At 49.7% G+C, this 13,671-nt stretch carries 11 protein-coding genes; 5 read left to right on the top strand and 6 right to left on the bottom strand.

The window, feature by feature from the left end; all coding sequences use genetic code 11:
- Position 1: 1 nt before the first annotated feature.
- Complete coding sequence (locus ACVBEF_RS00815; protein WP_447122039.1) at positions 2-214, bottom strand: cysteine-rich CWC family protein; 213 nt, start codon at positions 212-214, stop codon at positions 2-4.
- Positions 215-410: 196 nt separating this feature from the next.
- Between ACVBEF_RS00815 and argB the strand changes: the two genes are divergently transcribed.
- Entirely contained in the window at positions 411-1,310 is a 900-nt protein-coding gene (argB, locus tag ACVBEF_RS00810) for an acetylglutamate kinase (RefSeq protein WP_447122038.1), read from the top strand.
- Between the two features lie 98 nt (positions 1,311-1,408).
- On the opposite strand, the gene leuS is transcribed toward argB, so the two are convergent.
- A complete protein-coding gene (gene leuS / locus ACVBEF_RS00805; protein WP_447122037.1) occupies positions 1,409-3,946 on the bottom strand; it encodes a leucine--tRNA ligase in 2,538 nt (845 codons plus the stop codon).
- Between the two features lie 161 nt (positions 3,947-4,107).
- Here leuS and ACVBEF_RS00800 point away from each other — a divergent pair, with 161 nt between their 5' ends.
- Positions 4,108-4,824, top strand: coding sequence for a DUF1826 domain-containing protein (locus tag ACVBEF_RS00800; protein WP_447122036.1), 717 nt, complete (start codon positions 4,108-4,110; stop codon positions 4,822-4,824).
- Positions 4,825-4,917: 93 nt separating this feature from the next.
- On the opposite strand, the gene ACVBEF_RS00795 is transcribed toward ACVBEF_RS00800, so the two are convergent.
- Positions 4,918-5,634, bottom strand: coding sequence for a pseudouridine synthase (locus ACVBEF_RS00795; RefSeq protein ID WP_447122035.1), 717 nt, complete (start codon positions 5,632-5,634; stop codon positions 4,918-4,920).
- A 368-nt stretch (positions 5,635-6,002) separates the two neighbouring features.
- Here ACVBEF_RS00795 and ACVBEF_RS00790 point away from each other — a divergent pair, with 368 nt between their 5' ends.
- Complete coding sequence (locus ACVBEF_RS00790; RefSeq protein WP_447122034.1) at positions 6,003-8,837, top strand: glycosyltransferase; 2,835 nt, start codon at positions 6,003-6,005, stop codon at positions 8,835-8,837.
- A 222-nt stretch (positions 8,838-9,059) separates the two neighbouring features.
- Here ACVBEF_RS00790 and ycaO read toward each other — a convergent pair whose 3' ends face one another.
- On the bottom strand, positions 9,060-10,781 hold the full coding sequence (gene ycaO / locus ACVBEF_RS00785) for a 30S ribosomal protein S12 methylthiotransferase accessory factor YcaO (RefSeq protein ID WP_447122033.1): 1,722 nt from the start codon (positions 10,779-10,781) through the stop codon (positions 9,060-9,062).
- 176 nt (positions 10,782-10,957) lie between these two features.
- On the opposite strand from ycaO, the gene ACVBEF_RS00780 reads away from it, so the two are divergent.
- Positions 10,958-12,145 (top strand): acyl-CoA dehydrogenase, encoded by a 1,188-nt coding sequence (locus ACVBEF_RS00780; RefSeq protein ID WP_447122032.1) that lies wholly within the window; start codon positions 10,958-10,960, stop codon positions 12,143-12,145.
- Here ACVBEF_RS00780 and ACVBEF_RS00775 read toward each other — a convergent pair.
- Positions 12,127-12,750, bottom strand: a complete 624-nt coding sequence (locus ACVBEF_RS00775) for a DNA-3-methyladenine glycosylase I (RefSeq protein ID WP_447122031.1) — start codon at positions 12,748-12,750, stop codon at positions 12,127-12,129. The genes ACVBEF_RS00780 and ACVBEF_RS00775 overlap by 19 nt on opposite strands.
- 45 nt (positions 12,751-12,795) lie before the next feature.
- Entirely contained in the window at positions 12,796-12,978 is a 183-nt protein-coding gene (locus ACVBEF_RS00770) for a hypothetical protein (RefSeq protein ID WP_447122030.1), read from the bottom strand.
- A gap of 35 nt (positions 12,979-13,013) precedes the next feature.
- Between ACVBEF_RS00770 and ACVBEF_RS00765 the strand changes: the two genes are divergently transcribed.
- Positions 13,014-13,562, top strand: a complete 549-nt coding sequence (locus tag ACVBEF_RS00765; RefSeq protein WP_447122029.1) for a hypothetical protein — start codon at positions 13,014-13,016, stop codon at positions 13,560-13,562.
- Positions 13,563-13,671: the final 109 nt, after the last annotated feature.

Here is a 13,671-nt window from a genome sequence, read left to right as displayed (position 1 = left end):
TTTAAAGTGTGTTTGGCGTCAATTTTCGTTGCAATTCAAGCAATGTCTGCAAGCATGCAGGGCAATAACATTGCGTCGCCTCACCAGTCGCTGATGGCACCGCCCTCAAATCAAGCCGCGGCAGCGCCTGACACCAGCACACGGTTGCGCTGTCAGAGACAACGCCGCATATAAATTGCCTGTGACAAGCGGGACATTGGGGACATTCGGCCATATTCGGGTGTCTTTCATGAATTCTGCATTTTATCCACATATCCCTGTTTTGCTTTCAACAAGCGATGACTTTTCCCTGTAAAATCGCGCCCATCGCCGCACGCCTATTTGTGCAATGTATTAGCGATCTTTAACCGACCACTTTTAAAACGCGGTTCTTTGTCCCACCTTTTCAAGACTTTCTCGCAGGATATTCCATGGACTTGACCGATGAAATTGCCAACATTGCTCCTAAAGTAAAAGCCGGTATTCTGGCTGAGGCGCTACCGTATATACGCAAATTTCACGGTAAAACCATCGTCGTCAAATACGGCGGCAATGCGATGACCGATGAGCGCCTCAAGCACGGCTTCGCCCGTGACGTGATTCTGCTCAAACTCGTCGGCATGAACCCGGTCGTGGTCCACGGCGGCGGCCCCCAAATCGAAAATGCGCTGAGAAAAATCGGCAAGCAAGGCACTTTCGTGCAAGGCCATCGGGTCACCGACGAAGAAACGATGGAAGTCGTTGAATGGGTCTTAGGCGGCGAAGTCCAGCAAGACATCGTGATGCTGATCAACCATTACGGCGGTCAGGCCGTTGGTTTGACCGGCAAAGACGGCGGCCTGATCCGGGCGCGCCGGATGAAAATGCCAGACAAACAAAATCCGGGACAATTTCTCGATATCGGCTTTGTCGGCGAAATTGAGGCGATCAACCCCGCCGTGGTCAAAGCGCTGCAAGACGACGCCTTTATTCCCATCATTTCACCGATCGGTTTTGGCGCAGATGGTCAGGCTTACAACATCAACGCCGATGTCGTCGCCGGCAAAATCGCTGAAATCCTGCACGCAGAAAAATTGATCATGATGACCAATATCGCCGGTGTCCAGGACAAACAAGGCAATCTGGTCACCGATTTGTCAGCACGCGAAATCGATGAAATGTTCGAAGACGGCACGATATCGGGCGGTATGCTGCCGAAAATCTCGTCCGCCCTTGACGCTGCTAAAGCGGGCGTGAACGCGGTGCATATTATTGATGGCCGCATCGAACACTCGTTGCTGTTGGAAGTATTGAGTGAGCAAGCGTTTGGGACGATGATTCGGTCGCATTAATGAATTATTGGATGAATGGGCGGCGACATCCGCTCTTTCAGCCAACACGAACTAACCCGCCTTCATCGGCGGGAATATCACACTCTGCAAGTAAAAACTTACTTCACCACAATGTTATACAGCCTGTGCCTGACGTAAATTTCTCGCGCTACGATCTTTCCCTCCAACCACGGCGCAGCTTGATGTAACGCCATCTCGCGGATCTGCGCTTCGGTGTCGTCAATGGCTACCTGACAACGGGCGCGCAGTTTGCCGCTCACCTGAATGACCAATTCGAAGGTATCGCGCTTAAGCAACTCCGGGTCAAGCTTGGGCCATGGTTCGCGATCAATGAAGCCGGCATGCCCTAAGCGCTGCCAGAGTTCAGCGGCGATATGCGGCGCAAACGGGGCGAGCATCTTCACGAAGAAGTCGGCCTGCGCTCTGCTCAGGAGGCTGCGCGTGTCAGCAATGTCATTGAACGCCTCCATCATGCCCGCGACGGCAATGTTGAAATTAAAGTTGTCGAATGACCGCTCGACGCGATCCAGACACCTATGCAACGCACGGTCAACATCGATCTTTCCTTGCGCATCATCACGCAAACGTAAGCCGCCATCGGCATCGACGAGCAGCGCCCAAAACCGCTTTAGAAATTTTTCGCAACCAGAAATCCCATCGTCGGACCACGGCTTGTCTGCATCCAACGGCCCCATGAACATTGCGTACAGTCGAAACGCATCACAGCCATGACTGGCGATGACGTCATCAGGATTGACAACGTTCTTGAGCGATTTGGCCATCTTTGCGCCGAAACGCTCCAGCACCTCCCCATTGCTACGACGGCGGTAAATCTCGCCACAGACATGTACCTCATCCACCGGCACCAGCCGACCGGTAGCATCACGATACGCATAGGAAGTCACCATGCCTTGGTTGAATAACCTTTTGAACGGCTCGACCGTCGGCACTAACTCAAAGTCAAATAACACCTTGTGCCAGAAACGCGCATACAGCAAATGCATCACGGCGTGCGACGCGCCGCCTACATACAGATCAACCTGCTTCCAGCGCTCTGCGGCCTCCTTAGAGAAAGCTGCTTCCCTATTATCCGGATCCATGAATCGTAGGTAATACCAGCAAGAGCCAGCCCAACCGGGCATAGTATCGATCACGCGCTCCAACGTTTCTCCATTGGACAGATCGGTCACATAGCGCCAAGCATGCGCACGCGCTAGTGGCGAGGAACCATCCGGACCTGGAGCAAATTCAGCGATCTCGGGCAATTCCACAGGGAGCTGATCCTCCCGCACAGGAACTAGCTCGCCTGAGGAAGTATGTAGTAACGGAATGGGCTCGCCCCAATAGCGCTGCCGAGAAAAGATCCAGTCACGCAGCCGATAGAGAGTCTGCCTGCTGCCGACGCCGTCACGCTCAAGTCGGGCAACAATACGTTGACGTGCTGTTGCGGAATCAAGGCCGTCGAATTCACCGGAACCGGTCATCCAGCCGTCGCTGACGAAACAATCGTTGACCACCAGCCTACCGCCCTGCTTCGGGATAACTACATGGCGGATTTCTAGTCCCACAGCTTGCGCTAGTAAATAGTCGCGCTCGTCGTGCGCGGGTACGGCCATCACAGCGCCAGAACCATAGTCCGGCAATACGTAGTCGGCAATGTAGACGGGGATATGCATGTCAGAAATAAGCGGATGGCGCACGAAACCACCGGTCGCTTGCGCTGTGATGGTTTGGGCATCGGCCTTACGTTCACGCTCCGAGCGGGATGCGGTCCAAAGCCGGTAGGCTTCTACTGCGTCCCGATATTCATCGCTGACGAAGGAGGCGACCAGTGGATGTTCGGGTGCCAGCACCACAGCAGTGACACCATACAGCGTGTCTACACGGGTTGAGAAAACCTCTACCTCCGCGCCCCCGCCAATCTGATGAAACGTGATCCGCGCGCCCTGAGAACGGCCAATCCAGTCGCGTTGCATCTTCTTGACGCTCTCCGGCCAGTCCAGAGCGTCAAGGTCTTCGAGCAGACGCTCGGCATATGCCGTGATGCGCAACATCCACTGGCTGCGCATGCGGCGCTCGCAGGGATGATTGCCGCGTTCAGAACGGCCACTGATGACCTCTTCATTGGCCAAGACCGTCTTTAAATCCTCGCACCACCAGACTTGCATGTCTTTACGGTAGACCAGACCCTTCTCGTGTAACTTCAGGAAGATCCACTGGGTCCAGCGATAATAATGTGGGTCACTGGTATCGATTTCACGGTCCCAGTCGTAGGACAAGCCGATCAGCTTAAGCTGACGCCGAAAATTGGCGGTATTGACGTCAGTGGTGACGCGCGGGTGCTGATTGGTTTGGATCGCATACTGCTCAGCAGGCAGACCGAAAGCGTCCCAGCCCATCGGATGCAGCACGTCAAAACCATCCATACGCTTTTTACGCGCGATCACGTCAGTGGCGATGTAGCCGCTGGCATGACCAACATGCAGTCCGGACCCGGACGGATACGGGAACATGTCGAGCACATAATAGCCCGGGCGTACAGCACCAGCCTCACCAGGATGGGAGGCGCGATGTACTTTTTCGTCTTCCCAGCGTTGCTGCCATTTTTTTTCGAATTCATCCGGTGTGTATTTCAACATTTCCTCCGTCAGTATGTTTTCGTCGCCTCACGCTTGCTTGGCTAATTGCATCAACTGACCGTGTCTTGAACAGGAGTACACCTACAACTACAATATTATTCGGACACGAAATCGATGCCTGCATTTCCTAAGTAGCTAAACCAACGACAGGACTCTACATGTTAAGTGCGAATGAATACCATGACTTCCTGAACTCATCTTCGAATTATCGACTATTCTCCAGCCCTACATCACTGCTCTCAGAGGCATGTCGCGACCTTACTTATGCCTTACCTCGCGATTTTTCCTTCCATTTTTTACGCCGCGATTACCGCGAATTTGAAGCGCATCTGACTCAAAAGCTAACCCAATCCCTACCTGCGGAAGTCAAAGCGACGGCGCTGATCAATGAGGTAACGTCGGCGCTATCTGATTTTGCGCAACGAACAGCCGTTGATCATCCACTAGCTTCTTTGCGTGTAGTGACGCCCGAATATCTTGCTTGCGAAAGCCCGTCGGTGTCGCAGTACTTCCACCGTGATTCCACCGCAGTCACCATCACCAAGGTCTATTTTGGCGAAGGTGCCATTTATGCTGACAACGAAAACGTGCGGAGAGAATATTTCGCCAAACATTCGATTCAAGCTCCCGACGTGCCAGACGAAGTGGTTCTGTACAACCCGTCGAAGACACACGTGGTTCCGGACGGCTCCATGCTCCTACTCAAGGGAGAGGTCTATGAGGATATTGATGCCCGTAGTCGTGAACTGATAGATATGTTCGTGCCCCCAGATCGTATTCTGACTTTCAATCGCAACAACGGCTTCATTCATAAAGGCGGCGGCTTCTCAATGGGCGAACGCAGGCTGGTCTTCACTGCAAGTGTCTACGTATAACGCCTCTCGAAAACTGTTTTAATCCCCAGACACAGCAAAAAAATAGGGCGGACAAGCATTCAGCTTGTCCGCCCTATTTTTATGTCCTGTTATTTAAGCAGGTGCCAACAACGCTAACTGTTCCGGCGTCAGATAACACCAATCCCCCTCTTCCAGCGCCAGCGACGTCAGCGTCAATGCGCCTATGGCCGTGCGCTCTAACGCTACGCAGTGGTTTCCGGCAGCGACCAGCATGCGCTTTACCTGATGATATTTGCCTTGCTCCAGAATAATCTCAATATGATGATCGTCGATCATCTTGCAGCTTACTGCCGCCAATGGGACTGGTTCATCGTTTAATTGAACGCCTTCCAATAATTGCGCGACCAGTTCTGGCGTCACCGGATCGTGGGTCGCGGCAACATAAATTTTAGGAACGTGACGCTTAGGCGACGATTGGGCGTGGATAAATTTTCCGTCGTCCGACATCAGCAACAAACCCGTGGTGTCGTGATCAAGCCGACCGACCGGCTGCAACTCACGCCAGGTAAATTCCTCCGGCAAAATCGACAGCACGCCGGGATGATGGCTAGGTTTACGTGAGCATTCAATGTTCGGCGGCTTATGCAGGGCGATGTAGACCTGCTCGCGATAGACCCATTCCTCATCAAAGAGAACAAAGGTCAGCCCGTCGGTCTCGATCTTGGCGCGGTAATCGTTGACAACCTCGCCATTGATACTGATGTCGCCATCATCGATCAAGGTACGGCAATATTTGCGGGTGCCGACACCTTGCGATTGCAGGATGCGGTCTAGGGTCAGTTTGGGCATGGAGGGTAATTGGAGCGGATGAAATATTAAAATAAATGACGCCATCAAAATGACGGCCAACAAGCACGTTATTCATATTAGGGCTTACGCAAAATTATTCCAGCAAGGCAGACCTTTGATGCCATTACAAATGGTAGGACAGAGGGATAACGCCGCTGGGGCGATTTTGCGTAAGTCCTAAAACTAAGTCTTGTTAGTTTAGCCCAATCACAAGAGAGTATGCATCTCTTAAATGCCACATCACGTATAGAAAATAGTCACTTTATGAAAAGTATGCGCAAGAATTTTTTATATATTGAGGTGCAGGTGTATTTCGCAAGTAGGTAATTTTATTAAATTTTTATTAATTAGTTAATAGCGATATTTAAATGAAAAATACTATTAGAAATTCAAGCAATTCAAGCAATTCAATTACTACACACTATGCTAACCAAGCCCTAACCCATACTGCTTCAGAATTTATTAAAAATCTATATTTGGTCAACAATAATGTAATTTTAGACCACTCAACTATATTGAGTATCAATGATGTTCCCAGAAAAGATATCTACGGAAAAGTATTAACACGAGAAATGCGAAAAGATGTCATTCTGGAGACTATGGTAGCCATCAGAAAAATACATGCGCATTACCACGAAAGGCAAATAGAAGGTCTGCAGCATATTTTTCAGCAAGAGTTTAAGCATAGTCATAGTCGGTCAAATAAGAAACTGTCCTGGCAAAAACTTGGTTTGCTTAGTATCGGGACTTATTTATCTACACCAGGTATCTTGTCAAACATTCCCTCACAAAATCCTCTATCAATTAATCGTCTCGACAATGCATTAACTACACAATACGGATTAAGTCAATCTCAGAGTAACTTCATTCCTGAAAATGAAGTTAAGCATCGCGATACAAGATCTATTGGATTTGGAGATATCAGACCTCTTGTGCCACCCCATATCAAGAATTATGGCGCTTTTAATAAAGTGCGGTTAGAAACTTTTGGAAAAGCAGCCCAACCGTTTACCGCCATTACAGAAACGATAATAAAGGTTGGTGGATTTGAAGGTGAGATTGCAGATAAGGTTACAGCATTTGTGAAAACAGCAGAAAGTTTTGCAGTTGCCACAATACCAGGAGGTATCCAGTTTCAAATGGTCACATATCTGTTTAAAGTTTCGGCAGAGTTAATGGAGGATGATGTTTCGCCAGAAAAAAAATTACAACTATTAGAAGAAGGACAAACTTTCTTTGGCGCACTACGGCATACATTATCGAATCCAAAAAGTGTCCTTTATCCTGACCAGAAAATCATCCCCGGCTCCGGTCGCCCAGGTAATAAAAACTACGACGCCTTGTTTAGAGCTGAAGGCAAGGGAAACATACCGGTAGTTTTGAACCCTAAAACGAAGAAATGGGAAGTTCCTGATTTGCGGCAGGAGTATGGAGTAAATATATTGCCGCATAATCAGATCCTGAGAGAGCGTGCAGGAATAATCAATACAGTAAATAATCAATATGTTAACGTCTTCCAGAATGAAAAATCATTCCTCGCGCTATTCAAAACTAATCAATTCGGGGAAATGGTCATGTATAAAGGCGGCTCTGATTATGTTCCCATTATCTATAATAGTGTCCTCAGAAGGTGGGAACCAAAAATCACCAATGATATGACGCTATCTTTCTTTTCCCGCATTACCAATGAAGAATTAATTAAAGATGCGGGAATTAGACCGAGCAGAAGTGACAGCCGTACAAGTAATGATGACCATACTTTCACTATGGGATCAAGACATTTTATAGAAGGGGACGAATATGTCTATCCGGTTCAATGGAGTAGGCAATTTAATGGTTATGTAGTTAATGTCGAAAAAGAAGGCCTTACTATATCCGTGCCTGTAAAATTTAATACAAAGCAGAATAGTTGGAAAGCTACCTATGTTAAAAAAATAGAGGCTGCGGGAAAAGATGATGCTGCGGCTGAATCTTCAAATCCTCAAACAATTAAAACAGAAAATACTATCGCGCTAGTAAGTACTTCCATAAATTACGCCAATCCGACGACCATTACGATACCGCTGAAGGGAATTAGAGTGAAGAGCGGCTTAACTCCTTCTTTATATAGTGTAGTCATGGACGGCTATACCAAGCCGGTTCAGTTTGATGCTAATTATAATGTTTGGCAAAGAGGAAATGACCCTATTCTTCTGAAAGAAGATGGTCAATGGCAGGTCGATACCCTGGAAAAATGTATGGCGCAGTCCAGAATAAATATGTTATCAGAAGATACTAAAATAATAGATCTGCCTGCGATTAAACTGATTCCAACTAATGCGATGCCCATTCCGAAAGATGTTTATTATTTTTGGGCAGGTAAACATATGCCTGAACACAACCAAAAAATTATCCTTGCCAATGCGGAAATGTGTTGGGATGCGAGCACTAATACAGGATATCGGACCACTCTGATGGTTGATCCCGGTACTCCTGAGGTACTGACAGAACTGGTCAATAATATTGGTAGTACATTTCCGCATGTAAAAGTTAAAGATATACGACAAGAACCATTCTTCAAAGAGTATCAAAAAACCGAAGATTATAAATTTTATATGGCAATCAAAAATGGCAAAGGCGGTTCCAAAGCTGCGGAAGCAGATAAGATACGTATCCAAATAATTAAGAATAATGGCGGTATTTATATGGATGTCGACGATACCATTGAAGCACCTGTTGCTCATGTTGAGCTCTTAGCGACACCCAGGGATATTTTGTTTGGTAACCCGGTAAGTAATGAGAGGATGGGTGTGACCAATGTTTTCAACAATGATGTTTGGGCCAGCCATCCAGGCAATCCGGTACTTGATGCCGTATCAGAAGAGAGTAACGCCCGGTTTAGCAAAGACATGTCAATGTTTGATCGACCCCGACCTTTTATAGGTAAAAACCCAAGTGCAGAGGAAACTGCAGCTATGGATATTTACTCAAGACAAATATGGGATACAACGGGACCCGGACCACTCAATACTGTCGCAATAAAAGAGAAGCCATATTTGAATGATCTTAATATGTTAAATGCCAATAATGAGGTATGGAAATCGATCACACCTCCAGATGAATTCATTCGTCAGCTGACAGTATCATTTGATGATCATGTTCCTTTTTTTAGAAAATTCCCAGTCGAAACAGGTAGCGATCATAGTTGGGAATATTCTAGATAATCATTACTAAGTAATCACAATTAACCCATTTGATATTTCTCCACCGCCCTTGGCAGCCAGTCGGAGGGTACGCCCGGTAGGCTACTCCGCACGAACGGAATAAGAGGATTTTCAAATTAGTTATGCCGTATCACTTACCATGCTTCAAGTTTAAAAAATCGCCTGTAGCAAACGCTACAGGCGATTTTTATTTAGCGCGGATCAACATACCATCTTGCGTAATTACTTAGCCGCTTGCACTTTCGCATACGCCGCCAGCCAACGCTGATGCATGTCGCAACCTTCCAGATTCAGACCCGGTGATTTCACGCCGAAAAAGCGTTGCTCACGGTTGAGCAGCGCGTGCGCTTGTTGTACGGTTGCTGCGCCGTACAAATGCTGTAAGGCGTCGGCATACGGTGCCGCATCGTCGAGTCCGATCAGGCTTTCGATGCAGCGATACACCAATTGACGCTCAGCGCTGATTTGATTGAAATGGCGAATCCAGTCGCAACCTTCGCGGATCGCTTCCCGGTCGCCGATAGCCAGCGCCAGCAAGGTCTTCAATTCGCCCACGCGTAGCTCTTTCCAGAGCGTATCGGCATCGGCTACCAGACCGATAAGGGCCGCGACCGGGCGCTGATCGGCTAAGCCCAACTCGTTCAATTCAGCTAGCAAATCGGTACATTCTTCATCGTCCAGATCAGCCAGGAACAGGATAGGCTCGCGAATCTCATTGCCGACGCTGACGTTGTCCCATTCCAAATCTTCGACCGGATAGATATCGGACATGCCCGGCACCAGAATGCGGCAGGCATACACGCCCAAATGGGTGAAATCAGCGACATAAATATCGTGGCCTTTGGCGTGAATCGCCGCCACTGACCATGCGTAGTCTTCGGCGGTGGTGTTACTGAAGTTCCAGTCGCTAAAGGCAAAGTCCGGTGTTGCACGCAGGAAGTTCCAGCTAATGATGCCGCTGGAGTCAACAAAGTGAATTTCCAGATTTTGCGAATGGGCAATTTCTTCCAGATCAAATCCTGGCTCCGGAAAGCCGCCCAAGGCATCCAGCGCCCGGCCTTGCAGCAACTCGGTCAAGGCACGTTCTAACGCGATTTCAAAACGCGGATGTGCGCCGAAGCTGGAGAAACAACCTTGGTCGGTCGGGTTGAGCAACGTCACGTTCATGACCGGATACTGCCCGCCCAAGGATGCGTCTTTGACCAAAATACCGAACCCGGCGGCGCGCAAGGCGGCAATGCCGGAGGCGATGCGCGGATAGCGGGCGATGACTTCTTCGGGCACATCCGGCAGGCACAGGCCGTCTTTGATGATGCGGAATTTCACGTCGCGTTCAAAAATCTCGGATAAGGCCTGCGTGCGCGCTTCAGCTTGCGTATTGCCTGCCGACATGCCGTTGCTGGCGTACAGATTACCGATGATGTTGACCGGAAACCAGACTGTTTCGCCATCGCTTTGACGCACATACGGGAGCGCGCAGATGCCGCGATCTTCGTTGCCGGAGTTGTAATCGACCAGCATGCTGGCGTCGACGGTGCCTTCGGGGTTGTAGAACTTTTGCAGTGTTGGCGTCAATAAACCGGCTGGCCATGTTTCGGTGTCGTCATCCAATTCAAACCATTTTTCGCGTGGATAATGGACGAAGGGGCCGTTGGCCACTTTTTCGCCGAGGTAGTAATGGGTCCAGAAATAGTTGCACGACAACCGCTCGAAAAATTCACCCAGCGCGCTGGCGCGGGACGCTTGCTCAGTTGCGCCTTTGCCGTTGGTAAACAGCAACGGGCAATCGCGGTCCCGGATATGCACCGACCAACAGCCATCAACCGGATTGAGCCATGAGCGCTCTTCAATATGGAAGCCGAGCGCCTCGAGCTTGCCTTGCATGGAGCTAATCGAGGACTCGAGCGAGGCGTCTTTGCCGGGAATAAAGTGTTCTGTTGTCATGAGAAATCCTGAGAAGAAATAATGTGGTTATTGCACGGCTTAAATTATTGCCGCAAGGCAAAATAAGTGCCTGTTTTTATGCCTGCCGTGATGATACCTTGTGTCGATGCAGGACTTTGCAAAAAAGGCGCTGCGGCAGCACAATGATGCGAAACCGCACATCCACAGGAAAAAACATGACCCCATCCAAAGCCATCTTCAACTGGTCCGACCCTCTCCTTTTAGACCAACAATTAAGCGCCGATGAACGCATGGTGCGCGAGGCCGTGCGTGCCTACGCGCAGGGCAAACTGGCCCCACGCGTACTGCAAGCGTTTCGCCATGAACACACCGATCCGGCCATCTTTTTAGAAATGGGCGAGCTGGGATTGCTGGGCGCGACCATACCGACCGAATACGGCGGCGGCGGTCTCAGTTACGTGGCCTACGGCTTGATTGCGCGGGAAGTCGAGCGCGTCGATTCCGGTTATCGCTCGATGATGAGCGTGCAATCGTCGCTGGTGATGGTGCCGATTAATACCTTTGGCTCGGTGGCGCAAAAGCAGCAATATCTGCCACAACTAGCCAGCGGCAAAGCTATCGGCTGCTTCGGCCTGACCGAGCCGAATCACGGCTCGGACCCCGGCAGCATGCTGTCTCGCGCTAAAAAAGTGGACGGCGGCTATCAGTTATCGGGTGCCAAAATGTGGATTACCAACGCGCCGATAGCGGACATCTTCATGGTCTGGGCCAAGACCGAGGACGACGTCATCCGTGGCTTTATTTTAGAAAAAGGTTGGAAGGGTCTGTCCACCCCGGTAATCCACGGCAAGGTCGGCCTGCGCACCTCGATCACCGGCGAGATCGTGATGGATCAGGTATTTGTGCCGGAAGAAAATTTGCTGCCCGGAGTAAAGGGACTCAAAGGCCCCTTCACTTGTCTGGATTCCGCCCGGTTCGGGATTGCCTGGGGCGCGCTCGGGGCGGCTGAGGATTGCTGGCATCGAGCCCGGCAATACGTGCTCGATCGCCAGCAATTTGGACGCCCGCTGGCGGCGAATCAACTTATCCAGTTAAAACTGGCCAACATGCAAACCGAGATTACGTTAGGCCTGCAAGGCTGTTTGCGACTGGGACGGATGAAAGACGAAGGCACGGCTGCGGTCGAAATCACCTCGATGATGAAGCGCAACTCTTGCGGTAAGGCGCTCGATGTTGCGCGGCTGGCGCGCGATATGCTGGGCGGGAACGGGATCTCGGACGAGTACGGCGTGATCCGGCATTTGGTGAATCTGGAAGTGGTCAACACCTACGAAGGGACGCACGATGTGCACGCCTTGATTCTGGGCCGGGCGCAAACCGGGATTCAGGCATTTTCCAACTGATCGAGCACCTGGCGCGTTCGGGCGTGATGCCGAAAACAGGTAACCGTATGATCGTCAACAATGCCCACCGCTTGCAGATACGCGTAAATAATCGTTGACCCGACAAACTTGAAACCACGCTTGAGCAAATCCTTCGAAATGCGATCCGACAATGCGGTCTTGACCGGAATCGGATCGCCTCCCAACAACGGTTTGCCATCGACGTAAGCCCACAAAAAAACATCCAGCCCGCCCACCTCCTCGCGCAAACGTAAATACGCGTTGGCATTGCCTATGGTGGCGGCAATTTTCAGACGATTGCGAATGATGCCGGCGTTGGCCATCAATTCGGCGACTTTTTGTGCGTCGTACAGCGCGATTTTGGTCGCATCCCAACCATCAAATGCCAGCCGATAATTGTCGCGCTTGTTGAGCACGGTTTCCCAACTTAAACCCGCCTGCGCCCCTTCCAGATTGAGCATCTCAAAGAGCCGTGTTTCGTCATGGCAAGCCACGCCCCATTCTTCATCGTGATAGCGAAGGTAGAGCGGATTGTGCATGTTGGCCCACTTGCAACGCGGTGTGCTTGGGAGCGGTTGTGGTGCGATAGCATTTTTGATTGTCATGACTGTATTGCGGTTGTTGAGAAAAGTTGGATTAACGCCCCTGTCTCACCGGTTTGGCGCGCCCTCACTATGTTGATTAACAAGATTCTGATGGTAACGGTAGCCTTGAATGAAAGCTTCAAAGATAGAGGAAATTCCTATTGAAAATCCAGAAATTTCTTTTTCGTATTCATTGTAATGTTCCGCCTTGGCATTGACTGCATTCATCCTGACAAAAAATGTTTTCAATGCGCCATCCGAGATATCAGAATTTAAGGAATTTTATGCATTTAAGTCCATTCAAATTTGACGCAATTGTTTCTACTTTTATTGGAAGCACTCCTCGTGAAGCTTCTGATAATACGTTCCTCAATAATATTGTATTTTCCAGAAGTTGCCGTGCAGATGAAGCGCCCTCTTCCTCTGACAGTGGTTCAGTATTTTCCCCTGATGATTTAAAAGAAAGGTCCAGAGATAGCGCTGGTGCGGCGTCGACATACACTCAGATGGCGAATAGCAAGTTCGATCGCGCACAGAGCCTCTCATTGGCTGCAGATGAAAAATACAAGGATGCAAGAAATGCCCGCACTCCCGCGGAGGCCTCGGAACATACAGCAGCGGCTAATCACCTGGATAGTAAGTCTATAAATTGCGCAAAGAAGGGGATTGAGTACCTCAAGGCAGCTGGAAATCGTCAATCCGCGAGTGAACAATTTGATCGTTTCGCAACTATCTCGGCATCTGACTCCGCATCATCTTCGTCAAAGCGCCGCGATGATGGACCCAACGCCAGTGGTGACGGTAACTTCCATGGCAGAAATGACTGGCCCTGAAATGGTGTCGTACCCAGAACGTAAAATGATCGAACGACCAGCGTAGAAGAAAAAATCGTTGCACGAAAAAAAATCCCCGAACCAGCCCAAAGCTGATTCAGGGATTTTT

The sequence above is a fragment of the Glaciimonas sp. GG7 genome, from assembly GCF_052976905.1.
The sequence above is the reverse complement of the archived record's forward strand: the minus strand, read 5'-3'. Positions and strand labels throughout refer to the sequence as shown.